This window comes from Pseudomonas alcaligenes, assembly GCF_041729615.1.
In the GTDB taxonomy this organism is placed as follows: domain Bacteria; phylum Pseudomonadota; class Gammaproteobacteria; order Pseudomonadales; family Pseudomonadaceae; genus Aquipseudomonas; species Aquipseudomonas alcaligenes_B.
This window is the reverse complement of record NZ_CP154874.1, coordinates 1,313,678-1,334,981: the sequence shown is the minus strand read 5'-3', so window position 1 is coordinate 1,334,981 and position 21,304 is coordinate 1,313,678. Positions and strand designations below refer to the sequence as shown.

General features: G+C 65.6%; 27 protein-coding genes. 13 read left to right on the top strand and 14 right to left on the bottom strand.

Annotated features, from left to right (window positions below):
* Positions 1-18 precede the first annotated feature (18 nt).
* On the top strand, positions 19-1,200 hold the full coding sequence (gene purT, locus AAG092_RS06475) for a formate-dependent phosphoribosylglycinamide formyltransferase (protein WP_373389041.1): 1,182 nt from the start codon (positions 19-21) through the stop codon (positions 1,198-1,200).
* On the top strand, positions 1,197-1,928 hold the full coding sequence (locus tag AAG092_RS06470) for an SGNH/GDSL hydrolase family protein (protein ID WP_373389040.1): 732 nt from the start codon (positions 1,197-1,199) through the stop codon (positions 1,926-1,928). The genes purT and AAG092_RS06470 overlap by 4 nt, the downstream gene beginning before the upstream one ends.
* Here AAG092_RS06470 and AAG092_RS06465 read toward each other — a convergent pair.
* Together AAG092_RS06465 and AAG092_RS06460 are read right to left on the bottom strand one after the other, a co-directional pair.
* Positions 1,909-3,183, bottom strand: coding sequence for an HlyC/CorC family transporter (locus AAG092_RS06465; RefSeq protein ID WP_373389039.1), 1,275 nt, complete (start codon positions 3,181-3,183; stop codon positions 1,909-1,911). The genes AAG092_RS06470 and AAG092_RS06465 overlap by 20 nt on opposite strands.
* 10 nt (positions 3,184-3,193) lie before the next feature.
* On the bottom strand, positions 3,194-3,994 hold the full coding sequence (locus AAG092_RS06460) for an inner membrane protein YpjD (protein WP_373389038.1): 801 nt from the start codon (positions 3,992-3,994) through the stop codon (positions 3,194-3,196).
* Between the two features lie 142 nt (positions 3,995-4,136).
* On the opposite strand from AAG092_RS06460, the gene ffh reads away from it, so the two are divergent.
* The 11 genes from ffh (at position 4,137) to AAG092_RS06405 (ending at position 13,484) form a co-directional block, all read left to right on the top strand.
* Positions 4,137-5,510, top strand: a complete 1,374-nt coding sequence (gene ffh / locus AAG092_RS06455; RefSeq protein WP_373389037.1) for a signal recognition particle protein — start codon at positions 4,137-4,139, stop codon at positions 5,508-5,510.
* Positions 5,511-5,643: 133 nt separating this feature from the next.
* The gene (rpsP, locus tag AAG092_RS06450; protein ID WP_110681007.1) at positions 5,644-5,895 is read left to right on the top strand and encodes a 30S ribosomal protein S16; all 252 of its coding nucleotides are present in this window, start codon (positions 5,644-5,646) and stop codon (positions 5,893-5,895) included.
* A 5-nt stretch (positions 5,896-5,900) separates the two neighbouring features.
* Positions 5,901-6,434: a ribosome maturation factor RimM gene (rimM, locus tag AAG092_RS06445; RefSeq protein ID WP_373389036.1), complete on the top strand. Its 534-nt coding sequence runs from the start codon at positions 5,901-5,903 to the stop codon at positions 6,432-6,434.
* A 10-nt stretch (positions 6,435-6,444) separates the two neighbouring features.
* Positions 6,445-7,188, top strand: a complete 744-nt coding sequence (gene trmD / locus AAG092_RS06440; RefSeq protein WP_110681009.1) for a tRNA (guanosine(37)-N1)-methyltransferase TrmD — start codon at positions 6,445-6,447, stop codon at positions 7,186-7,188.
* Positions 7,189-7,227: 39 nt separating this feature from the next.
* Positions 7,228-7,578, top strand: coding sequence for a 50S ribosomal protein L19 (rplS, locus tag AAG092_RS06435; RefSeq protein ID WP_043308640.1), 351 nt, complete (start codon positions 7,228-7,230; stop codon positions 7,576-7,578).
* Positions 7,579-7,728: 150 nt separating this feature from the next.
* Positions 7,729-8,139, top strand: a complete 411-nt coding sequence (locus tag AAG092_RS06430; protein ID WP_373389035.1) for an acyl-CoA thioesterase — start codon at positions 7,729-7,731, stop codon at positions 8,137-8,139.
* A 70-nt stretch (positions 8,140-8,209) separates the two neighbouring features.
* Positions 8,210-9,106 (top strand): site-specific tyrosine recombinase XerD, encoded by an 897-nt coding sequence (xerD, locus tag AAG092_RS06425; protein WP_373389033.1) that lies wholly within the window; start codon positions 8,210-8,212, stop codon positions 9,104-9,106.
* A gap of 105 nt (positions 9,107-9,211) precedes the next feature.
* Positions 9,212-9,940, top strand: coding sequence for a thioredoxin fold domain-containing protein (locus tag AAG092_RS06420; protein WP_373389032.1), 729 nt, complete (start codon positions 9,212-9,214; stop codon positions 9,938-9,940).
* Between the two features lie 112 nt (positions 9,941-10,052).
* On the top strand, positions 10,053-11,357 hold the full coding sequence (locus AAG092_RS06415; RefSeq protein WP_373389031.1) for a homoserine dehydrogenase: 1,305 nt from the start codon (positions 10,053-10,055) through the stop codon (positions 11,355-11,357).
* Positions 11,358-11,369: 12 nt separating this feature from the next.
* Positions 11,370-12,779, top strand: coding sequence for a threonine synthase (gene thrC, locus AAG092_RS06410; RefSeq protein WP_373389030.1), 1,410 nt, complete (start codon positions 11,370-11,372; stop codon positions 12,777-12,779).
* A 138-nt stretch (positions 12,780-12,917) separates the two neighbouring features.
* Entirely contained in the window at positions 12,918-13,484 is a 567-nt protein-coding gene (locus tag AAG092_RS06405) for a DJ-1/PfpI family protein (protein WP_110681015.1), read from the top strand.
* A gap of 228 nt (positions 13,485-13,712) precedes the next feature.
* On the opposite strand, the gene AAG092_RS06400 is transcribed toward AAG092_RS06405, so the two are convergent.
* The 12 genes from AAG092_RS06400 to AAG092_RS06345 are packed head-to-tail and all read right to left on the bottom strand — an operon-like array spanning position 13,713 to position 21,301.
* Positions 13,713-14,042: a Mor transcription activator family protein gene (locus tag AAG092_RS06400; protein WP_373389029.1), complete on the bottom strand. Its 330-nt coding sequence runs from the start codon at positions 14,040-14,042 to the stop codon at positions 13,713-13,715.
* A gap of 45 nt (positions 14,043-14,087) precedes the next feature.
* Positions 14,088-14,633: a hypothetical protein gene (locus AAG092_RS06395; protein WP_373389028.1), complete on the bottom strand. Its 546-nt coding sequence runs from the start codon at positions 14,631-14,633 to the stop codon at positions 14,088-14,090.
* Positions 14,633-15,214: a gp16 family protein gene (locus AAG092_RS06390; protein WP_373389027.1), complete on the bottom strand. Its 582-nt coding sequence runs from the start codon at positions 15,212-15,214 to the stop codon at positions 14,633-14,635. The genes AAG092_RS06395 and AAG092_RS06390 overlap by 1 nt, the downstream gene beginning before the upstream one ends.
* Complete coding sequence (locus tag AAG092_RS06385) at positions 15,207-15,698, bottom strand: hypothetical protein (protein ID WP_373389026.1); 492 nt, start codon at positions 15,696-15,698, stop codon at positions 15,207-15,209. The genes AAG092_RS06390 and AAG092_RS06385 overlap by 8 nt, the downstream gene beginning before the upstream one ends.
* A 2-nt stretch (positions 15,699-15,700) precedes the next feature.
* Positions 15,701-15,922, bottom strand: coding sequence for a hypothetical protein (locus tag AAG092_RS06380; protein ID WP_373389025.1), 222 nt, complete (start codon positions 15,920-15,922; stop codon positions 15,701-15,703).
* Position 15,923: 1 nt separating this feature from the next.
* Complete coding sequence (locus tag AAG092_RS06375; RefSeq protein WP_373389024.1) at positions 15,924-16,613, bottom strand: DUF2786 domain-containing protein; 690 nt, start codon at positions 16,611-16,613, stop codon at positions 15,924-15,926.
* Position 16,614: 1 nt separating this feature from the next.
* On the bottom strand, positions 16,615-17,241 hold the full coding sequence (locus AAG092_RS06370; protein WP_373389023.1) for a DUF3164 family protein: 627 nt from the start codon (positions 17,239-17,241) through the stop codon (positions 16,615-16,617).
* The gene (locus AAG092_RS06365) at positions 17,234-17,431 is read right to left on the bottom strand and encodes a hypothetical protein (RefSeq protein ID WP_373389022.1); all 198 of its coding nucleotides are present in this window, start codon (positions 17,429-17,431) and stop codon (positions 17,234-17,236) included. The genes AAG092_RS06370 and AAG092_RS06365 overlap by 8 nt, the downstream gene beginning before the upstream one ends.
* A complete protein-coding gene (locus AAG092_RS06360; protein WP_373389021.1) occupies positions 17,424-17,741 on the bottom strand; it encodes a hypothetical protein in 318 nt (105 codons plus the stop codon). The genes AAG092_RS06365 and AAG092_RS06360 overlap by 8 nt, the downstream gene beginning before the upstream one ends.
* Positions 17,741-17,983, bottom strand: coding sequence for a hypothetical protein (locus AAG092_RS06355; RefSeq protein ID WP_373389020.1), 243 nt, complete (start codon positions 17,981-17,983; stop codon positions 17,741-17,743). Before AAG092_RS06355 ends, AAG092_RS06360 begins: the two co-directional genes overlap by 1 nt.
* Positions 17,983-18,321, bottom strand: a complete 339-nt coding sequence (locus tag AAG092_RS06350) for a hypothetical protein (RefSeq protein WP_373389018.1) — start codon at positions 18,319-18,321, stop codon at positions 17,983-17,985. Before AAG092_RS06350 ends, AAG092_RS06355 begins: the two co-directional genes overlap by 1 nt.
* Before the next feature lies 1 nt (position 18,322).
* Positions 18,323-21,301 (bottom strand): AAA family ATPase, encoded by a 2,979-nt coding sequence (locus AAG092_RS06345; RefSeq protein ID WP_373389017.1) that lies wholly within the window; start codon positions 21,299-21,301, stop codon positions 18,323-18,325.
* Between the last annotated feature and the right edge of the window lie 3 nt (positions 21,302-21,304).

Sequence of the window (21,304 nt, the reverse complement as noted above, 5' to 3'; positions counted from 1 at the left end):
TTTTCCGAGGACATCCGCATGCCCCGTATCGGCACCCCCTTGTCGCCCACCGCGACCCGCGTCCTGCTCTGTGGCTCCGGCGAGTTGGGCAAGGAAGTGGTGATCGAGCTGCAGCGCCTGGGCTGCGAAGTGATCGCCGTCGACCGCTACGCCAATGCCCCGGCCATGCAGGTGGCGCACCGCAGCCATGTGCTCAGCATGCTCGACGGCGCCGCCCTGCGCGCGGTGATCGAGGCGGAGCAGCCGCACTACATAGTCCCGGAGATCGAGGCCATCGCCACCGACACCCTGGTCGAGCTGGAAGCCGAGGGCTTCACCGTGGTGCCCACCGCCCGCGCCGCCAGGCTGACCATGAACCGCGAGGGCATCCGCCGCCTGGCCGCCGAGGAGCTGGGCCTGCCGACTTCGCCCTATCACTTCGCCGACACCTTCGAGGCCTATGTCGAGGCGGTGAAAGCGGTCGGCTACCCCTGTGTGGTCAAGCCGATCATGAGCTCCTCCGGCAAGGGCCAGAGCGTGCTGAAGAGTGACGCCGATCTGCGTTCTGCCTGGGACTACGCCCAGGAAGGCGGGCGAGCCGGCAAGGGTAGAGTGATAGTGGAAGGCTTTATCGATTTCGACTACGAGATCACCCTGCTCACCGTGCGCCACGTCGGCGGCACCTCGTTCTGCGCGCCGGTCGGCCATCGCCAGGTCAAGGGCGACTACCACGAGTCCTGGCAGCCGCAGGCGATGAGCGCCAAGGCCTTGGCCGAGTCCGAGCGGGTGGCCCTCGCCGTCACCGAGGCCCTCGGTGGCCGTGGCCTGTTCGGCGTGGAGCTGTTCATCAAGGGCGACCAGGTGTGGTTCAGTGAAGTCTCGCCACGTCCGCACGACACCGGTTTGGTCACCCTGATCTCCCAGGACCTCTCCGAGTTCGCCCTGCACGCGCGAGCCATTCTCGGCCTGCCGATCCCGGCGATCCGCCAGTTCGGCCCCTCGGCCTCCTCGGTGATCCTGGTGGAAGGCACCTCGCAGCAGGTGGCCTTCGCTAACCTCGGTGCCGCCCTGGCCGAGCCGGACACCGCGCTGCGTCTGTTCGGCAAGCCGGAGGTGGACGGCCAGCGGCGCATGGGCGTGACCCTGGCCCGCGACGAAAGCATCGAGGCGGCTCGGGCCAAGGCGGTGCGCGCGTCCGAGGCGGTCAAGGTCGAGCTGTGAGCCGCCTGCGCGCCGGACTGTGGTGGGGCCTGGCGCTCGCCTCATTGCCGCTGGCCTTACCGCTGGCGCTGCACACCCGGCGCACCGCGTTGCGCCTGCCGCCCGCCGCCGGGGCGCAGAGCGGCCTGGCGGGCGCGGGGCTGGTCGGTGCGCCGCTGCGCCTGCTGCTGATCGGCGAATCCACGGTCGCCGGCGTCGGCGTCGAGGCCCAGGAGGCGGCGCTGGCCGGCCAGCTGGCCCAGGCCCTGGCGACGCGCCTGCAGCGCCCGGTGGCCTGGCGCGCCTGCGGCGAGAACGGCATCACCGCGGGCGAGGCCTACGAGCGCCTGTTGCCGCTGGCGCTCAGCGAGCCGGCGGACCTGGTGCTGCTGGTGTTCGGCGTCAACGACACCACCCACCTGAGTTCGCTGGCGCGCTGGGAAGACTCGCTGCGTGCGCTCAGTCGGGCTTTGAGTGCGCGCGGGGAGCGGGTGGTGTTCACTGGCGTGCCGCCGATCCAGCACTTCAGCGCCTTGCCCTGGCTGCTGCGGCGTCTGCTGGGGCTGCGTGCGGCCTTGCTGGATGCCGAGTTGCGCCGCATCAGTGCGCAGGAAGGCGCGCAGTATGCGCGGCTGGAGCTGGAGTTCGCCGAGGAGTACCTGGCGCGCGACGGCTATCACCCGTCGGCGCTGGGTTACCGGGTGTGGGGCGAGGGCCTGGCCGAGCGGCTCAGGCCGTCGCTCGATTGAGCCGGCCCTGCCAGATGCGCACGCTCTTCACCCGGTTGTCGCCGGATTCGAGGATTTCCAGGCGGTAGGGGCCGATCTTCAGGCACACCGGGCTGTCCGGGATGCTTTCCAGGGCCTCGGTGACCAGGCCGTTGAGGGTCTTCGGGCCCTCGCTGGGCAGATGCCAGCCGAGCAGCTTGTTCAGCTCACGGATGCTGGCGCTGCCGTCGATGATCTGGCTGCCATCGTCCTGGGGCTGGATATCGGCGTGCTGCTGCTGATCCTGGCCGCTGAGGTCGCCGACGATTTCTTCCAGCACGTCCTCCAGGGTGATCAGCCCCTGGATGTCGCCGTATTCGTCGACCACCAGGCCGAGGCGGCGCTTTTCCTTCTGGAAATTCAGCAGCTGAGTGGCCAGCGGGGTGTTTTCCGGCACGAAATAGGCGGGCTGGCAGACCTGCAGCAGCAGCTCGTGGGTCATCTGGTCATGGGCCAGGCGGCGCGCCAGCTGGCGCATGTGCACCATGCCCTCGATCTGGTTGATGTCCTGGCGGTACACCGGCAGGCGGGTGTGGCGGGTGTTCTGCAGCAGCTCGACGATGCGCTCGATCGGCTGTTCCAGATCGATGCCGATGATCTCGTTGCGCGGGATCATGATGTCGTTGACCGACACGGTTTCCAGGTCGAGCACGCCGAGCAGCATGTTCTGCCGGCTCTCCGGCAGGGCGTGGGCGGACTCGCGTACCACGCTGCGCAGTTCCTCGGTGGTCAGGCTGTCACTGCTGCGGCTGCTGGGGTCGATGCCGAACAGGCGCAGCAGCAGGTTGCTGATGGCGTTGAGCGCCACCACCAGCGGATAGAACAGCTTGAGCAGCACCTGCAGCGGCAGGCTGGCGGGGTAGGCGATGGCTTCCGGGCGCAGCGCGGCCAGGGTCTTGGGCGTGATCTCGCCGAAGATCAGCAGGATGATGGTCAGCGCCACGGTGGCGATGGCGATGCCGGCCTCGCCCCAGATCTGCATGGCCAGCACGGTGGCGATGGCCGAGGCGAGGATGTTGACGAAGTTGTTGCCGATCAGAATGGTACCGAGCAGGCGGTCCGGGCGGCTCAGCAGGGCGCTGGCGCGTTTGGCGCCGCGGTGTCCCTCGCGTGCCTTGTGCCGCAGGCGATAGCGGTTGAGGCTGATGATGCCGGTCTCGGAGCTGGAGAAGAACGCCGAGCAGATGATCAGGAAGGCGAGCAGGCCCAGCAGGAAGCCAGGGTGGAGTTCGGCCACGGGGATCGCCTCAGATGTGCAGGATGAATTCGCGGACCAGCTTGCTGCCGAAGTAGGCCAGCATCAGCAGGCAGAAGCCGGCCAGGGTCCAGCGAATCGCCTTGTGCCCGCGCCAGCCCAGCTGGTGGCGGCCCCACAGCAGCACGGCGAAAACCACCCAGGCCACGCACGACAGCACGGTCTTGTGCACCAGGTGCTGGGCGAACAGGTCCTCGAAGAACAGCCAGCCGGACAGCAGCGACAGCGACAGTGTCACCCAGCCGGCCCAGAGGAAGCCGAACAGCAGGCTCTCCATGGTCTGCAGCGGCGGGAAGTTGCGGATCAGCCCCGACGGGTGCTTGTGCTTGAGCTGATAGTCCTGCAGCGACAGCAGCAGGGCCTGGAACATGGCGATGGTCAGCAGGCCGTAGGCCAGGATCGACAGCAGGATATGGGCAAGGATGCCGGCCTCCTCGTCGATCGGCTGGCTGGTGCCGACCGGGGCGAACTGGGCCAGCAGGGCGGTCAGGGCGCCCAGCGGGAACAGCAGGAGCAACAGGTTCTCCACCGGGATGCGCGTGGTGCCCAGCAGGATCAGGGCGATCACCGCGCAGGCGATCAGGCTGGCGGCGTTGAAGAAGTCCAGGTTGAGGCCGCTGCCCGGCAGCAGCTGCAGGTGCAGGGCCAGGGCGTGGGCGATCAGGGCGAGCACGCCGAGCAGGCCCAGCAGGCGCTTGTCCGGCACCTGGCGATGGGCGAGACGCAATCCCTGGTAGAGGGTGGCGCCGGCGTACAGACCGGCGGCGGCGAGGCTGGGCAGCAGAGGGTGCATAAATCCTTGTAACGCAGGGCCCGAAAGGCCGTGAGTGTGGCACACAAGAAGCGTTCCACGAAAGACCGCCGGCGGTGTCGGCGGCACCTGCTCTTGGTTATACTCCGCGGCCTGCTGCAAGCCCCCGTTCAAAGGATCGCGCATGTTCGAGAACCTAACCGACCGCCTGTCACAGACGCTGCGCCATGTCACCGGCAAGGCCAAGCTGACCGAGGACAACATCAAGGACACCCTGCGCGAGGTGCGCATGGCCCTGCTCGAGGCCGACGTGGCCCTGCCGGTGGTCAAGGACTTCGTCAACAAGGTCAAGGAGCGTGCGGTCGGCACCGAGGTGTCGAAGAGCCTGACCCCGGGCCAGGCCTTCGTGAAGATCGTCCGTGCCGAGCTGGAAGAGCTGATGGGCGCGGCCAACGAGGACCTCGCCCTGAACGTCGCGCCGCCCGCCGTGGTGCTGATGGCCGGCCTGCAGGGTGCCGGTAAGACCACCACCGCCGGCAAGCTGGCGCGCTTCCTCAAGGAACGCAAGAAGAAGTCGGTGATGGTGGTGTCCGCGGACGTCTACCGCCCGGCGGCGATCAAGCAGCTGGAGACCCTGGCCGGCGACATCGGCGTGACCTTCTTCCCCTCCGACATCAGCCAGAAGCCGGTGGCTATCGCCCAGGCGGCGATTGCCGAGGCCAGGCTGAAGTTCATCGACGTGGTGATCGTCGACACCGCCGGTCGCCTGGCCATCGATGCCGAGATGATGGCCGAGATCCAGGCCGTGCACGCCGCGATCAAGCCGGCCGAGACCCTGTTCGTGGTCGACGCCATGACCGGCCAGGACGCCGCCAACACCGCCAAGGCCTTCGGCGAGGCGCTGCCGCTGACCGGCGTGGTGCTGACCAAGGTCGACGGCGACGCCCGTGGCGGTGCCGCGCTGTCGGTGCGCCAGATCACCGGCAAGCCGATCAAGTTCATCGGCATGGGCGAGAAGAGCGAGGCGCTGGAGCCCTTCCACCCGGACCGCATCGCCTCGCGCATCCTCGGCATGGGCGACGTGCTCAGCCTGATCGAGCAGGCCGAGCAGACCCTCGATCGCGAGAAGGCCGAGAAGCTCAGCAAGAAGCTGAAGAAGGGCAAGGGCTTCGACCTCGAAGACTTCCGTGACCAGCTGCAGCAGATGAAGAACATGGGCGGCCTCGGCGGCCTGATGGACAAGCTGCCGTCCATCGGTGGGGTCAACCTGTCGCAGATGAGTGGCGCGCAGGGCGCGGCGGAGAAGCAGTTCAAGCAGATGGAGGCGATCATCAACTCCATGACTCCGGCCGAGCGCCGTGACCCCGAGCTGATCAGCGGTTCGCGCAAGCGCCGCATCGCCCTTGGCTCCGGCACCCAGGTGCAGGACGTCGGCCGGCTGATCAAGCAGCACAAGCAGATGCAGAAGATGATGAAGAAATTCACCAGCAAGGGCGGCATGGCCAAGATGATGCGTGGCCTGGGCGGCATGATGCCGGGCGGCCTGCCCAAGCTGTGATGTCCGCCGCCGATGGGTGGCGGAAAAAGAGATTTGCAAACGGCCGGATAATCCTTAGAATATGCGGCCTTTCGGGCCTTGGCCCCTCAAAGTGTGTGCCTCAAGTTAGCACCGATTACAGGAACGAAGTTCAATGGTAACCATCCGTCTTGCTCGTGGCGGCTCCAAGAAGCGCCCCTTCTACCACCTGACCGTGACCAACAGCCGCAATGCGCGCGATGGTCGCTTCGTCGAGCGTATCGGCTTCTTCAATCCGGTCGCTACCGGTGCCGAAGTGAAGCTGTCCGTCGACCAGGAGCGCGCTGCCTACTGGCTGAGCCAGGGCGCCCAGCCGTCTGAGCGCGTTGCTCAGCTGCTGAAGGAAGCTGCTAAGGCCGCAGCCTAAGCGATATGAACGCAACGCCGACCGCCGAGGACCTGGTCGTTCTCGGCAAGATCACTTCGGTGCACGGCGTGCGTGGGGAAGTGAAGATCTATTCCTTCACCGACCCGATTGACAACCTGCTCGACTATCGGCACTGGACGCTCAAGCGCGATGGCGAAGTCAAGCAGGTGGAGCTGGTCAGCGGCCGCCTGCAAGGCCGGGTGCTGGTAGCCAAGCTCAAGGGGCTCGATGACCGCGAGGTGGCACGCACCTACGCGGGTTTCGACATTTGTGTGCCCCGCGAGCAGCTGCCCGACCTCGAGGACGGCGAGTTCTACTGGCATCAGCTGGAAGGACTGAAGGTGATCGACCTGCAAGGGCAACTGCTCGGGCGCATCGACCATCTGCTGGAAACCGGCGCCAATGATGTGATGGTGGTCAAGCCCTGCGCGGGCAGCCTGGATGACCGCGAGCGTCTGCTCCCCTATACCGAGCAGTGCGTACAGCAGGTCGACCTGGCCGCCGGCGAGATGCGGGTGGACTGGGACGCGGATTTCTGAGCCTCGGCCCATGCGCGTTGAAGTCATCAGCATCTTCCCGGAGATGTTCGCCGCCATCAGTCAGTACGGCATTACCAGTCGTGCGGTGAAGCAGGGGCTGCTGCAGTTGAACTGCCGGCAGCTGCGTGACTACACCGACGACCGTCACCAGACGGTGGACGACCGCCCCTTCGGCGGCGGTCCGGGGATGGTGATGAAGATCGAGCCCCTGGAGAAAGCCCTGGCCGCGGCCAAGGTGGATGCCGGTGGAGCGGCGAAGGTCATCTACCTGTCGCCGCAAGGCCGCCAGCTGAACCAGCAGGGCGTGCGTGAACTGGCTAGCGAGCAGGCGCTGATTCTCATCGCCGGCCGCTACGAAGGCATCGACGAGCGTTTCATCGAGACGCACGTCGATGAGGAATGGTCGATCGGCGATTACGTCCTCTCCGGCGGTGAGCTTCCGGCGATGGTGCTGATCGATGCTGTTACGCGGCTGCTCCCGGGTGCGCTCGGGCATGCAGATTCCGCCGAGGAGGACTCGTTCAGCGACGGCCTCCTCGATTGCCCGCACTACACCCGGCCCGAGGTGTACGAAGGCAAGCGTGTTCCGGACGTGCTGCTCAGCGGCAACCACGAACACATCCGGCGCTGGCGTCTGCAGCAAGCCCTCGGGCGGACCTGGGAACGTCGAGCCGATCTTCTGGATAGCCGCTCGCTTTCTGGAGAAGAGAAGAAGCTGCTGGAGGAATACATCCGCCAGCGGGACGATAGTTAAGGTATCGATGGCAGACCGCGTCTGTCTTAGGAGCACAGCATGACCAACAAGATTATCCAGATGCTCGAAGCCGAGCAGATGAACAAAGAAATCCCGGCTTTCGCCCCGGGTGACACCATCATTGTTCAGGTGAAGGTGAAGGAAGGCGACCGTTCCCGTCTGCAGGCCTTCGAAGGCGTGGTGATCGGCAAGCGCAACCGTGGCCTGAACAGCGCCTTCACCGTGCGCAAGATCTCCAACGGCGTGGGCGTGGAGCGTACCTTCCAGACCTACTCCCCGCTGATCGACAGCGTCAGCGTCAAGCGCCGCGGCGACGTGCGCAAGGCCAAGCTGTACTACCTCCGCGACCTGTCCGGCAAGGCAGCGCGCATCAAGGAAAAACTGTCCTGATCGGACGGTCTTCCGACTTGAAAAAAGCAGCCTCCGGGCTGCTTTTTTCGTTTCTGGGCCCGTCGACCGGTGGGTCCGCAGTCCTGCCGAGCCATGACAAGTACAACAGCGCAGCACAGGCAGCCACATTTTCAGCAGAGCAGTAGTGGCATGACCCCGAGAGAGCAAGAAATCCAGCGCCGTATCGAGCTGTCGGAAACCCGTGTGACCAAGGCGGTTTTCCCGCCCTCGACCAACCACCACAACACCCTGTTCGGCGGCACTGCGCTGGCCTGGATGGACGAAGTGTCCTTCATCGCCGCCACGCGCTTCTGCCGCCTGCCGCTGGTGACCGTGTCCAGCGATCGCATCGACTTCAAGCATGCGATCCCCGCCGGCTCCATCGTCGAGCTGGTCGGCCGGGTGATCAGGGTCGGCAACACCAGCCTCAAGGTCGAGGTGGAGGTGTATGTCGAGGGGATGTACTGCGGTGGTCGCGAGAAGGCCATCAGCGGGGTGTTCAGCTTCGTCGCCATCGGCGAGGACAAGAAGCCGGTGGCGGTGTTGCCGGGCTTCGCCTGAGCTCCGCGGTGGCGCTTCCGGGGCGGGCCCGCTTGTGGAAAACTGGGTCGCCTTTTTTGCGAGAACGCCCATGCCCGTGCTGGATCACCCGCTGATCGACCGTTTCCTCGATGCCCTGTGGCTGGAGAAGGGGCTCTCGCCGCATACGCGGGCGGCCTATCGTAGCGACCTCGGGCATTTCCATGCCTGGTTGCGGGAACGCGGCATCGAGCTTGCCAGCGCCGGGCGCGAGGCCATTCTCGATCACCTGGCCTGGCGCCTCGAGCAGGGCTACCAGGCCCGCTCCACCGCGCGCCTGCTGTCCGGGTTGCGTGGTTTCTATCGGCACCTGCTGCGCGACGGACTGATCGTCGAGGACCCGACCCTGCAGGTCGAGTTGCCGCAGATCGGCCGGCCGCTGCCCAAGTCGCTGTCCGAGGCGGACGTGGAGGCGCTGCTGGCCGCGCCGGAGCTGGACGATCGGATCGGCCTGCGCGACCGCGCCATGCTTGAGGTGCTCTACGCCTGCGGCCTGCGGGTGACCGAGCTGGTGTCGCTGACCTTGGAGCAGGTCAACCTGCGCCAGGGCGTGCTGCGGGTGTTCGGCAAGGGCAGCAAGGAGCGCCTGGTGCCGCTGGGCGAGGAGGCCATCGCCTGGGTCGAGCGCTACCTGCGCGAGGCGCGGCCCTTTCTGCTCGACGGCAAGCCCAGCGACGTGCTGTTTCCCAGTCTGCGCGGCGAGCAGATGACCCGGCAGACCTTCTGGCATCGCATCAAGCACCAGGCTCGGGTGGCCGGCATCGCCAAGCCGCTGTCGCCGCATACCCTGCGCCACGCCTTCGCCACCCACCTGCTCAACCACGGCGCTGATCTGCGCGTGGTGCAGATGCTGCTGGGCCATAGCGACCTGTCCACCACGCAGATCTACACCCATATCGCGCGCGCCCGCCTGCAGGAGCTGCATGCGCGCCACCACCCCCGCGGCTAACCGTTACGTCTGCAGCCTGTCCGCCCGTGGCGCCCACCCGGCGTCTGCGGTCGGCGGCGCGGACCCGCTGTGGTAGGCTTGGGCCACTGTTCATAGGAGTGCCTCATGTCCGTTTTTCGTGTTCTGAGCGGTACCGTTCTCAGTCTCTCGGCTGCCGTCGCCCTGGCCGCCGATCCCGACCAGGCCATTCGCGCCAGCCTGACCAAGCTGCAGCCCGACATGCCCATCGAGGCCATCGCCGAGAGCCCGATGAGCGGCCTGTATCAGGTGCACCTGAAGGGCGGCCGCCTGCTTTACACCAGCGCCGATGGCCAGTTCGTACTGCAGGGCAACCTCTACCAGGTCGAGGGCGCCGAAGCCGTCAACCTGACCCGTCAATCCGAAAGCAAGGGTGTGGCCAAGGCCATCAACTCCATTCCCGCCAGCGAGATGGTGGTGTTCTCGCCCAAGGAACCGGCCAAGGCACATATCACGGTGTTCACCGACACCGACTGCGGCTACTGCCAGAAGCTGCACAGCGAAGTGCCCGAGCTCAATCGTCGGGGTATCGAGGTGCGCTACGTGGCCTTCCCGCGCCAGGGCGTCGGCAGCCATGGCTACAACACCCTGGTCAGCGTCTGGTGCGCCAAGGATCGCCAGGACGCCATGAACAAGGCCAAGGCCCGCCAGGAACTGCCGGCGGCCAGCTGCGCCAATCCGGTGACCAAACAGTACGAGCTGGGCCAGATGATCGGTGTCAATGGCACCCCGGCCATCGTGCTTGGCAACGGCGAGCTGATTCCGGGCTACCAGCCGGCGCCGCAACTGGCCGAGATCGCCCTCAAGGCCAAGTGATCCGGCCGTCGCGCCGATTGACCTGGAGGGCTGGCGCTTCGTAAAGTGCGGCTCTTTTGTGCGGCCGGGGCATGCCCCGGCCGTTTCGTGCAGTGCAGATGGGGAAAACAACGTGAAACCGGTGAAAGTGGGCATCTGTGGGCTGGGCACCGTCGGTGGCGGTACCTTCAACGTACTCAAACGCAACGCCGAGGAGATTGCCCGCCGTGCCGGGCGTGGAATCGAAGTCGCGCAGATTGCCGCCCGTCGCCCCAACCCGAAGTGTGAAACCGGCGCTACCCCCATCACCGCCGACATCTTCGACGTGGCGAACAACCCGGAAATCGACGTGGTCATCGAGCTGATCGGCGGCTACACCCTGGCCCACGAGCTGGTGCTCAAGGCCATCGAGAACGGCAAGCACGTGGTCACTGCTAACAAGGCGCTGATCGCCGTGCATGGCAACGAGATCTTCGCCAAGGCGCGCGAAAAGGGCGTCATCGTCGCCTTCGAAGCCGCCGTGGCCGGCGGCATCCCGGTGATCAAGGCGATCCGCGAGGGTCTGGCCGGCAACCGCATCAACTGGCTGGCCGGCATCATCAATGGCACCGGCAACTTCATCCTCACCGAGATGCGCGAAAAAGGCCGTGCCTTTGCCGATGTACTCAAGGAAGCCCAGGCCCTGGGCTATGCCGAGGCCGACCCGACCTTCGACGTCGAGGGCATCGACGCCGCGCACAAGCTGACCATCCTGGCCTCCATCGCCTTCGGTATCCCGCTGCAATTCGACAAGGCCTACACCGAGGGCATCAGCCAGCTGACCAGCGCCGACGTCAACTACGCCGAGGCCCTGGGCTACCGCATCAAGCATCTCGGCGTGGCCCGTCGCACCGAGGCCGGTATCGAGCTGCGCGTGCATCCGACCCTGATCCCGGCCGATCGCCTGATCGCCAACGTCAACGGCGTGATGAACGCGGTGATGGTCAATGGCGATGCCGCCGGCAGCACCCTGTTCTATGGCGCCGGTGCCGGCATGGAGCCGACCGCTTCCTCCGTGGTCGCCGACCTGGTCGACGTGGTGCGGGCGATGACCGCCGACCCGACCAACCGCGTGCCGCACCTGGCCTTCCAGCCGGATTCGCTGTCCGACCACCCGATCCTGCCGATCGGCGAGTGCGAGAGCGCCTACTACCTGCACATCCAGGCCAAGGACCACCCGGGCGTGCTGGCCCAGGTGGCGAGCATCCTGTCCGAGCGCGGCATCAACATCGAATCGATCATGCAGAAAGAGGCCGAAGAGCACGACGGTCTGGTGCCGATGATCCTGGTCACCCACCGCGTCAAGGAAGCCCGCATCGACGACGCCATCGCCGCCCTCGAAGGGCTGGCCGATGTGGTCGGCAAAGTGGTGCGCATCCGCGTCGAGCAACTGGTCTGAGGTAGAAGAGTCATGCGTTATATCAGCACCCGCGGCCAGGCCCCGGCCCTCAACTTCGAAGACGTCCTGCTCGCCGGCCTGGCCAGCGACGGCGGCCTCTATGTGCCGGAAAACCTGCCGCGCTTCACCCAGGAGGAGATCGCCTCCTGGGCTGGCCTGCCGTACCACGAGCTGGCTTTCCGTGTGATGCGCCCGTTCGTCGCCGGCAGCATCGCCGACGCCGACTTCAAGAAGATCCTCGAAGAGACCTACGGGGTGTTCGCCCACAACGCCGTGGCGCCGCTGCGCCAGCTCAACGGCAACGAATGGGTGCTGGAGCTGTTCCACGGCCCGACCCTGGCCTTCAAGGATTTCGCCCTGCAGCTGCTCGGCCGCCTGCTCGATCACGTGCTGAGCAAGCGCGGCGAGCGCGTGGTGATCATGGGCGCCACCTCCGGTGATACCGGATCGGCCGCCATCGAAGGCTGCAAGGCCTGCGAGCACGTTGACATCTTCATCATGCACCCGCACAACCGCGTGTCCGAGGTGCAGCGCCGGCAGATGACCACCATCCTCGGCGAGAACATCCATAACATCGCCATCGAAGGCAACTTCGATGACTGCCAGGAGATGGTCAAGGCCAGCTTCGCCGACCAGGGCTTCCTCAAGGGCACCCGCCTGGTGGCGGTCAACTCGATCAACTGGGCGCGGATCATGGCCCAGATCGTCTACTACTTCCACGCGGCCCTGCAGCTGGGCGGTCCGCTGCGCTCGGTGGCCTTCTCAGTGCCGACCGGCAACTTCGGCGACATTTTTGCGGGGTATTTGGCTCGCAATATGGGCCTGCCGATCAGCCAGTTGATCGTCGCCACCAATCGCAACGACATCCTGCACCGCTTCATGAGCGGCAACCAGTACGTCAAGGACACCCTGCACCCGACCCTGTCGCCGTCGATGGACATCATGGTGTCCTCCAACTTCGAGCGCCTGCTGTTCGACCTGCACGGCCGCAATGGCGCCGCCATCGCCAGCCTGATGGACACCTTCAAGCAGGGCGGCGGCTTCAGCGTCGAGCAGGATCGCTGGACCGAGGCGCGCAAGCTGTTCGACTCGCTGGCGGTGAATGACGAGCAGACCTGCGAGACCATCGCCGAGGTGTATGCCGAGTGCGGCGAGCTGCTCGACCCGCACACCGCCATCGGAGTGCGCGCCGCGCGCGAATGCCGGCGCAGCCTGGCCATCCCCATGGTGACCCTGGGCACCGCGCATCCGGTGAAGTTCCCGGAAGCGGTGGAGAAGGCCGGCATCGACGCGGTGCCGGCGCTGCCGCCGCACCTGGCCGACCTGTTCCAGCGCGAGGAGCGTTGCACCGTGCTGGCCAACGACCTGAAGACCGTGCAGCAGTTCGTCGCCGCCCACGGCAATCGCGGCAAGCCGCTCTAAGCGGCCCGGCTGTGCAGAAAAGCCCCGCCCAGTGCGGGGTTTTTCGTTTCTGGCGGGCGCTGTAGTAGCCAGCTGTTACCCTGAATGAGGCGAGGCGGCGCAGACTGGCGCCACATTCACCCAGAGGAGGCCATTGCCATGGCGGCGAAGAAGATCCTGATGCTGGTCGGCGACTACGCCGAAGACTACGAGACCATGGTGCCGTTCCAGGCCCTGCAGATGGTCGGCCACAGCGTGCATGCGGTGTGCCCGGGCAAGAGCGCCGGGCAGACCGTGCGTACCGCGATTCATGACTTCGAGGGCGATCAGACCTACAGCGAGAAGCCGGGGCACAACTTCGCGCTGAACTTCGACTTCGCCAAGGTGCGCGCCGAGGACTACGACGGCTTGCTGATCCCCGGTGGCCGCGCCCCCGAATACCTGCGCCTGAATGCCGAGGTGATCGCCCTGGTGCAGGCCTTCGCCAAGGCCGCCAAGCCGATCGCCGCGGTCTGCCACGGTGCCCAGCTGCTGGCCGCCGCCGACGTGCTCAAGGGCCGTGGCTGCAGCGCCTATCCGGCCTGCGCGCCGGAAGTGCGCCTGGCCGGTGGCGAGTATGTGGAGGTGCCGATGGATGGTGTGCATGTCGACGGCAACCTGGTCACCGCCCCGGCCTGGCCGGCGCATCCGGCCTGGCTGGCGGCGTTCCTGAAAGTGTTGGGTTAAATAAAAAAAGAGAATCTCGCGAGCTAGAGCCAGGCAAGGCGAGAAGGGGCGAGGGCGCGGAGTTTACGAACGGTAAATGAGCAGCCCGAGCCACTTCTCAACGTGTGCAGGTGTGAGAAAGATCAGAGTAGGAAAGCGAGATAATTGCGGGATATAGCGAGCGAGGGCGGGAAATAGCGGGACGGGTAATGAAACGGTGTTGCCATGATGGAAACAGCGTCGGCCCGATCAGATCAGGCCGTCACCGAGGTCGAGGGAGTGCTGGTTTTCGTCGATGCGACGTTTCTGGTGCTTGCGGATGACCGAGTAGATCCAGCCCTCGGTGACGCCGTACTTCCGCACCAGGTGGTCGGCGTTGGTGCCGTCGTACTCCTCCATGATGTGCAGCTCCAGGCGGGCCATCGCCAACTCGTCCTTCACCGGGAACGTGAAGGTAATTCCGGCCCAGCGCCGATGGAGCTGGTACGCCAGCTCCTCGGCTTCGTTGGTGGCCTTCTCCTCGGCCACGCCGTGCTTCTGCAACGATGCAACCACCATCTCGGAGAGTTCTCGGAGCATTCCATTGCGCCGGCGGATCTGCTGTGGGCGAATCTTCGCCATGGCTTACCCCCTTGCCTTTGCGCGCCGTCGTTCGGCTTCTTCTTGATCTATCAGGCCCAGACGCAGGTCGGCGTCGATCCGACCGAACTCTTCCTGGAGCACCTGCATGGCTGTGGGCATTGAGGCCCTTCCTGGTTTCGCAGCGCCAACCTGGGCGGCCTGGGCCGGGTCAGAGGCGAGCCCCCACACCACCGCGCGCAGATAGTTGTGGTTCTCCAACGGCAGCTGCAGGCGCTCGCGGGTCAGCACCATCTGCTCGATACCGGCCGCCCATAGACGAGGCGCCGCTGGCTTGCTGTCGAATGTACGGGAATCCCGCTGCACCTGGCCGGCCTCGACCAGGGCGAGCAGCTCCTCCACCAGCCTGATCGCCTTGACCATACGCAAGCCGCGCTTGGCCGGGCTGAACAGGCGCAGGTAATTCAGCACCGCCTTGCCCAGCCGCGGCTCCATGGCTGCCAACAGCGCTGCCAGGCGCTTGCCATCGGCATCGGCGAAGCCAGCCTCAACCGGAAACTGCTCGCCGCAGCACGGGCACTGCAGCTGCATCAGGCCTCCCTCCGCGCTACCAGCGCTGCGCTCAGGGCTTCCACAAGGGCCTTGAGGATTGGACGTTGCCGCTGCCAACCCTTCGGCAGCTGTTCCAAGCCAGCCACCACTTCTGGGCCAGCCACCCCCAGCTCTTTGCAGAGTTCTTCCACCTGCATCAGGAGCCCACGCTTTTCCTGCTCGACGTGGAGCGCAGCCAGCACCGCCTTGAACTGGTCGGGCTTCTTCAGCCACGCCACCTTCTGGATGCCGTACATCTGCTTGGCGATCGAGTCGGCGTAGCTCCAGGACAACTTCATGTCGGCCAGCAACGCCTCGATCTTCTCGACCTCGCCAGGCAGCTGGTTGAAGTTGTGCGGTTTGCCCCTGGTACGCTTGCTCGGCAGCGGTTTGAAACCGAGCCGCTCGAACTCGCGCAGCACCGCGCCAGCCTGGCGATCATTCAGCTCCTTGGCCGAACGGACGCCAGCCACCCGAGCCAGCAGCCCTCTATATATGTCGTCATCCATGGCAAGCTGCTGCTTGGCGATGTGGATCTTGCTGAGCGTGCCCTTGTTGATAGCCATGGTCACCTCACGCATGGAATTGAACGTGGTACTGCTTGGCGATCGCCCGGCAGCGCGGCAGTGGGATCTGCAGGTTGCGCGCGATCACCCGGGGCGATCCGCCCAGGGCGGCCTCGATGATGATCTTCACCGCCAAGCGTTCATCGCTCTGCTCAGCCTCTACTGACTCAACCGGGGCAGACTCCTGTAGGAGTACTTCAGGCTGCGGGGCGGCAACCTCAACAGCCGGTGAAAGCGGCTTTGGCGCTGGAGCAGGCTTGGCCTGAGCCTTGGCAGGCTTAGCCTTGGCCGCTGGCACCTTCGCTGGCCCTTGCCGGGCCGGGTGGATCGATTGGGAGCACCACGGGCTGCTCTCTACCGGCCGAGAGAAGTTGTCGAACGCCCTGATCTCGCCGCCCTTGGCCAGGAAGGCTTCGATTGCCGCATCCAGCTCAGCCTGGCGCTCCTGGGCCAGCGTCATGTCCCTGGAGGGAGCATCGGGGAAGATGGAGTGTCCCATGGCTATACCTCCCGACCGACAATCAGCCACCGGCTCATGCCCGGCTTGTCGCCGGGCTTGAGGTCGATGCGCTCGACATGGTCGAGTTGGTCACCGAACAACTTGGCGCCCAGGTGGCGCGCCGCCTCGTCTTCGGCGTGGCTGCAGCTGGCGCGCTGGCCGCGCACGGTGTTGGTCTGGTAGGCACCGGTGGTGTACTGCACGGTGCATTCAAGGGTTTGCATGTCACACCCCCTGAGTCAGTCGGGCGACTGGCTTATGGCCGAGGCCGTGGTGTAGTTGGGCGCTCTTGCCTGCGCGATAGCCGGCGTCACTGGCCACCTCGTCGCGGGCCTTGAGCTTGCGGCGCTTCATCTTGGCGGTACCCAACTTTGGATAGTGCTTGGCCATGTAGGCCTGGATGGCCTCGGCGATGCTGTCCTCAACGCCGGCGAACTCCTGTACTTTCAAGTACACGGCATCAATCCAGCCATGGGCGAAGGCATCACCGCGGGCGACCTTGGTCGATCGCTTGCACCGCTTCTGAGTGGCCAGGAATTCCTTGCGCGCCTTCTGCAGCTGGCGCTCCAGCACCTGGTAGGCGTAGCCGGAAAGCTCCGGGGCTGCACCGCAGCCGATGAACTTGAACGCGGCCGGCTCCAGCCAGTGGGTGGTGATGATCAGATGGCTACCGAACGCATCACCGCAGACGCCGGCCAGGCGGGTGCGCCAGGCCGGTGGCTCACCGTCCGAACCCGCCGGCACCTTGGCCTCGCCTGCCATGCTGGCCAGCACATCACCCATCTCCAGGTTGTAGGACTCCATCAGCTTGTGCGCCTGGCGAAGCGCAATCTCAGCCTCGTTCGGGTTGGAGCCCTTGCCCTTGGCCATTTCCAGGCATTTCTTGATCTTTTCGAGGATGCGGTCCTGGTCCATTTCACACCGCCGCGATATTCAGGTTGATGGGCTGGTACTGGTCGGTCTGGCCGATGCGCTGGTACACGCGGATGTACACCGCGGTACCGTTGACCTGGATGGAGTCCTTCAGGGCCTCCATGGCGCGCTTCCAGTCGGGATCGTCGATCTCGACGCGCAGCAGGCTGAGCACGTCGCCTGTCTTGATCTGACCCTGCCGGTTGGCGCGGAAGGCGCGATCGACGAGCACGCGCAGATGGTTATTGGCGCCTTCGCTCCACTTGCGGATGCACTGGTCGATCAGTTCCTTGGCCGCGAGAATCTCCTCGGTGAAGGTGATCCGTTCGGCCATGGCGCGCTCGATCTTGAACTGGCCGTCGTAGGTGGTTATCGAGGCGTTGCCCTTCTTCCCGCCGATGGTCACGCCGTAACGGGCGCTGGAGATCGCGATCAGGTCGTCGATATCGGCCAGGGCCTTGGCCTTGAATGCAGCCAGAGCCTTGTTGATGTCCAGCGCGATGGTGGAAAGATCACGCGCCACGCTGTCACGCAGCTTGTCGTGCTCGCGCACCTGGTGCTCGGGCACCAGGTGGCCAACAGCGTTCTTCACGAACCCGGACGGGATCTGAATTTCTTGTGCTTCAGCCATGGGGTTGCTCCTCGCGCGGGTGCCGAACTTCAGTCATCTCGTCCAGAGAGATGAAGGCGTTGAGGGTGTGGCCGCAGTGCTCGCAGGTGACGACGATGTCGATCAGATCGGGATTGTGTGCGGCAGAGCTAGCTGTGATGGTCGGGTACGGCGTGTTGCAACGCCGGCAGACGGTGTCGAGTTCATCCATGGGTTTCTTCCTCCAGGATCAGGTCGGCGGAGCGGACGCGGTGGTCGTAGTCGGCCAGCAGCACACGCAGGTGCTGCATGGCCTCGCCCCAGAACAGCGTCGGGTTCTCGCTGTTGGCGGCATCGCGGAGCACGGCCAGGGCGTGCTCGACTTCAGATGCATGGGGCACATCGGCCTCTTGGTGGGCCAGGGTCTCGGTGATGCGGACGCTGAGCTGCTGGGCGCCGATGCTGGTGCAGCGCCCAACGAACACCTTGGCGTCACGCAGCAGCGCCTCGAGGCACCGCACACGGGGTACTTGGCTGGTCATCAATGGACGCTCCCGCCAGCAGGCTTGGTGAAACGCTTGTAGTTGGCGGCGAGCTGACCGAGCTTGTGCAAGGCCAGCACTGTGTCGTTGGCCAGGTAGGCTTCGCATGCGATAGCCACCTCCATGCAGAGTGCGTTTGTCGCCCTGGTGGTGTGCTCCAGCTGGAGCATCGCCTGGTTGTAGCGATCGTCAGACCGCTGCAAGGCCTCCTGCAGCTCCTGGATGGTTTGTTGAGCGTCCATCAGCCTTGCTCCTGCAGAACGGAGTGCCAGACCACGTCGATGCCGCGGATGGTCGCGGTGCGGCGGGCAATGCGCCCGCCGGTACCGGCCTTCGTGCGAACCGAGCGGATCTCGTGACCGAAGGCGCGTGAAAGCAGGTCGGCGTGCTCCTCCTCGATCACCAGGCAGTTGTCCGGGAAGTCGGCGCCGACCACGGCAATACCCTTGGCGCGCATGTCGCGGGTGAGCTGGTTGAAGCGCTCCAGATCGGGTAGGAACGTGTCGGCCAGGATGCTCAGCGGTGCCTTGACGATCGGCGCCGAGGCGCCGACCAGGTAGAGACGGGCTACTTGGGCCATGTCACACCTCCGCGAAGATGTCAGGGGTCAGCCTGGGGGCGCCCACGGAGGCGGCCAGGTTGATGGCGGCGGTCACCACGTTGTGAACCGCCAGGGGATACAGCACCGAGAAGGCGCCGTTGGCGCCGTTGCCGGTGAGCTTCTTGCGCAGGGCCTCCACGGCCGGCTCGTCCATCAGGCTCTCCAGCTCGATGCCGGCATTCTTGAAGCGGTGCTTAAGGTATGGCCCCAGATGCTGATCCAGCGGCTGGAGGTGGACCACCTCGCAGCGCTGGACCACCTCGCGCACATCGGCGCGCTTCTCGCTGAGCTTGTTGCCCAGCTCGGGCTGGCCGATCAGGACGATGGAGAGCAGCTTCTCGAAGCCGTCCTCCAGCTCGAAGAAGCGCTTCAGATGCTTGAGCGTCGGAACCGGGATCGCGTGGGCCTCTTCGATGATCAACACGTGACGGTTGCCGGCACGGTGGGAATCCCGGAGCGCGGTATGGACTGCACGGAAGCGTTGCTCCTGGCCGCGCGGCATCTTGGCGCCCGGCGTGACGGTGGCCAGAATCGCCTCACAGATGTGAATTGCCTTCAGGGTCTTGCCCTTGAAGTCGTCATCCTCCATGCCGAGGATGTAGGGCTCGATGATGATCACGGCCTTGTCGTCAGCATGTAGGCGCGCATGCAAATCCTTGCGGATCGTGCTCTTGCCCGAGCCGGACTCACCGACGATCGCCATGAAGGTGCCGTAGCGGGTGACCTGGTAGAGGTTTTCCCGCACGTAGCGGATCTCCGGGGAGATGAAAAGCTCGGCGCTGCTCCGAACCTCGGCGAAGGGGTCGCGGGTCAGGCAGAAGGCCTGCCGGGCCTGGGGTGTGAGGTTCTGCTTTCGTAGTAGCATGTTGTCGGGCTCCTCGATGGTCCTATCGTTGTGGTGCTCTGCTCGGCGGGCGTTGCCGCGCCCGCCGGGCGTCTTGTGTTCTCGTTTCTCGGTACCGGGGGACTCCTCCTCGAAAATGCCGATCAGGCGCATCCCCTCGACCCCTTCCTTCTCCAGCCAGGCGACTATCCGCGCGCGCAGATCAGCCTGGTCGATTGTCTTGGGCCACATGCTGTGGTTGATCAGTTGGGAAATGGTTGGTCGGCTGAGCTTCAGCGCGCGGGCTAGATCCGCCTGGCCGAGGTTGTGGTAGCGCAACAGTGCCTTGAGCTTGAGCATCAGGCTCCCCCCTACGACGCTGAGCGTCGGGCGTTTGGTAAAGGCTGCCCGCAGGGCGGCCTCAATATCGTTGAGTTCTTCCTCCGGCACGCCGCCGGGCCGGTGCTGGCTCAGCCAGGCGTAGTGCTCCGGGCTCCAGTCGGCGAAGCGCGGCTGCAGGCGCTTGACCACCGCCACGACGCTGAGCGGCGGGCTGACCACCGTGGGCGTGACCAGGTCGTGCTGGGTACCGCGGCGCGGCATGAAAGTGGGCAGCTCGGCCTCGTCCATCTGCTTGTAGGGCTGCAGCTTGCCGCCGAAGGGCACCTGCTTGGCCTTGCGGGCAGCGGCCACCTCCTCCTCGGTCTCGGCGCCCATGGCCAGCTTCGCCGCGTCCTTGCGGGCGGTCTGCGCCGGGGTGTCGGCCTGTCGCTTGAACGCCTGCCCAATCACTGGCGCGCTGATCTCGAAGCCCAGCTCGTTGCGCTTCACCTCGGGCACCACGTAGAACACTTCGTGCCCGGCCGAGTCGGTGGCCACCACCTGGGCGGCGTCGCTGGCCCAAGGGTTGCGGGTGACCATCAGTCGATCGCCGACCATCACATTCGGCACCATCGACACGTCGTACTCGTTGCCCTGGAAGGACACGCGCAGCTTGGTGTTGACCTTGCGGCTTTCTGGCTCGGCCACCGCCAGCTGGCGGCAGACCTCGACGCTCGGCACTTTGATTAGCTGCTCCTGGCGAATGGTCATCCAGGCGGCGGTGCGGTTCTTGCCGTGGCGGCTGTGGATGGCGGTGGCGTTGAACCATTCCCGCCAGCGCTTGGCCAGGGCATTCAGCTCTATCAGGTCGGCCACCGGCTGGAAGCGCAGACCAGCCTCGAACTTGCGCTCGATGATGTTCCGCGCGTTCTCCACCTGGCCGGTGACGCGGGCAGCGCCGGGGGCGTGGACAATCATCTGGATGCCCAGCGAGCGGCACAGGTTACGGGCCATGGCCGAGGTGTTCGCAGAACCGGGGTCCATCATCAGGATCTCCGGCCGGCCGTGCATCACGTCGGCGCCGCCGCGCTCCTGCATGGCGTTGATCAGCACCGAGCAGAGGTTTTCCCCGCTCTCGGCGCCCATCACGTATTCCAGGTAGATCCAGCCGGACGAGTGCGAGGTGATCTCGTAGGACCACACGCGGTCGGCGGCAATGCGCGCCAGGTTCTTCGGCTTGTTCTTGTAGAACTGGTCAGCCTCCATCACCTGCAGGCCGTTGGCCCGCGAGTCCGGGCCGGGCTTGAGGTAGTAGAGAACGCAAAGCGAGGCGTCAATCTGCCAGACGTGGTTCGGGTGCAGGCTCGCCAGCTCGGTGACCGGCGCCGGCGCCAGCAGTTGGTCCGGGTGCAGCTTGTAGCTGCGCAGCGCGCGGCCGATAGCGCTGATGGACATGGGGCGCAGCTCGCCGGTGCCCTTGTCGACGGCCTCGGCGCGGACCATGCCGCTGGCGCGAAGCGCCTCCACGGCATCCTCCAGGGAATACAGACGCTTCTCGTTGCGGCGGGCCGACTCCATCAGGGCGGCGCTGATTGTCAGCGCCTCCTCACGGGCCAGGCCACTGGTGCCGGCATCGGAGCGACGTTTGCGGGTGGTGGTGGCCACGGAGACCTCCTCCAGTCGGCGGTAGATGGTGGCAAGAGACAGGCCCAGCTCCTGCGCCGCGGCCTGGCACAGCGCGGTACGGCGGCCCTTGCCCTCGCGCTGAAGCGCGCGGGCAAGGTCGACGAGGCGCTGGGTGATCACGGCGCTCATGGA

What these genes read in the sequence shown, in the direction of transcription:
- purT (WP_373389041.1), top strand. Translation starts at nt 19, where the DNA reads ATGCCCCGTATCGGCACCCCCTTGTCGCCCACCGCGACCCGCGTCCTG.
- AAG092_RS06460 (WP_373389038.1), bottom strand. Translation starts at nt 3,994, where the DNA reads ATGCACCCTCTGCTGCCCAGCCTCGCCGCCGCCGGTCTGTACGCCGGC.
- ffh (WP_373389037.1), top strand. Translation starts at nt 4,137, where the DNA reads ATGTTCGAGAACCTAACCGACCGCCTGTCACAGACGCTGCGCCATGTC.
- rpsP (WP_110681007.1), top strand. Translation starts at nt 5,644, where the DNA reads ATGGTAACCATCCGTCTTGCTCGTGGCGGCTCCAAGAAGCGCCCCTTC.
- rimM (WP_373389036.1), top strand. Translation starts at nt 5,901, where the DNA reads ATGAACGCAACGCCGACCGCCGAGGACCTGGTCGTTCTCGGCAAGATC.
- trmD (WP_110681009.1), top strand. Translation starts at nt 6,445, where the DNA reads ATGCGCGTTGAAGTCATCAGCATCTTCCCGGAGATGTTCGCCGCCATC.
- rplS (WP_043308640.1), top strand. Translation starts at nt 7,228, where the DNA reads ATGACCAACAAGATTATCCAGATGCTCGAAGCCGAGCAGATGAACAAA.
- AAG092_RS06430 (WP_373389035.1), top strand. Translation starts at nt 7,729, where the DNA reads ATGACCCCGAGAGAGCAAGAAATCCAGCGCCGTATCGAGCTGTCGGAA.
- xerD (WP_373389033.1), top strand. Translation starts at nt 8,210, where the DNA reads ATGCCCGTGCTGGATCACCCGCTGATCGACCGTTTCCTCGATGCCCTG.
- AAG092_RS06420 (WP_373389032.1), top strand. Translation starts at nt 9,212, where the DNA reads ATGTCCGTTTTTCGTGTTCTGAGCGGTACCGTTCTCAGTCTCTCGGCT.
- thrC (WP_373389030.1), top strand. Translation starts at nt 11,370, where the DNA reads ATGCGTTATATCAGCACCCGCGGCCAGGCCCCGGCCCTCAACTTCGAA.
- AAG092_RS06405 (WP_110681015.1), top strand. Translation starts at nt 12,918, where the DNA reads ATGGCGGCGAAGAAGATCCTGATGCTGGTCGGCGACTACGCCGAAGAC.
- AAG092_RS06400 (WP_373389029.1), bottom strand. Translation starts at nt 14,042, where the DNA reads ATGCTCCGAGAACTCTCCGAGATGGTGGTTGCATCGTTGCAGAAGCAC.
- AAG092_RS06395 (WP_373389028.1), bottom strand. Translation starts at nt 14,633, where the DNA reads ATGCAGCTGCAGTGCCCGTGCTGCGGCGAGCAGTTTCCGGTTGAGGCT.
- AAG092_RS06390 (WP_373389027.1), bottom strand. Translation starts at nt 15,214, where the DNA reads ATGCGTGAGGTGACCATGGCTATCAACAAGGGCACGCTCAGCAAGATC.
- AAG092_RS06385 (WP_373389026.1), bottom strand. Translation starts at nt 15,698, where the DNA reads ATGGGACACTCCATCTTCCCCGATGCTCCCTCCAGGGACATGACGCTG.
- AAG092_RS06380 (WP_373389025.1), bottom strand. Translation starts at nt 15,922, where the DNA reads ATGCAAACCCTTGAATGCACCGTGCAGTACACCACCGGTGCCTACCAG.
- AAG092_RS06375 (WP_373389024.1), bottom strand. Translation starts at nt 16,613, where the DNA reads ATGGACCAGGACCGCATCCTCGAAAAGATCAAGAAATGCCTGGAAATG.
- AAG092_RS06370 (WP_373389023.1), bottom strand. Translation starts at nt 17,241, where the DNA reads ATGGCTGAAGCACAAGAAATTCAGATCCCGTCCGGGTTCGTGAAGAAC.
- AAG092_RS06365 (WP_373389022.1), bottom strand. Translation starts at nt 17,431, where the DNA reads ATGGATGAACTCGACACCGTCTGCCGGCGTTGCAACACGCCGTACCCG.
- AAG092_RS06360 (WP_373389021.1), bottom strand. Translation starts at nt 17,741, where the DNA reads ATGACCAGCCAAGTACCCCGTGTGCGGTGCCTCGAGGCGCTGCTGCGT.
- AAG092_RS06355 (WP_373389020.1), bottom strand. Translation starts at nt 17,983, where the DNA reads ATGGACGCTCAACAAACCATCCAGGAGCTGCAGGAGGCCTTGCAGCGG.
- AAG092_RS06350 (WP_373389018.1), bottom strand. Translation starts at nt 18,321, where the DNA reads ATGGCCCAAGTAGCCCGTCTCTACCTGGTCGGCGCCTCGGCGCCGATC.
- AAG092_RS06345 (WP_373389017.1), bottom strand. Translation starts at nt 21,301, where the DNA reads ATGAGCGCCGTGATCACCCAGCGCCTCGTCGACCTTGCCCGCGCGCTT.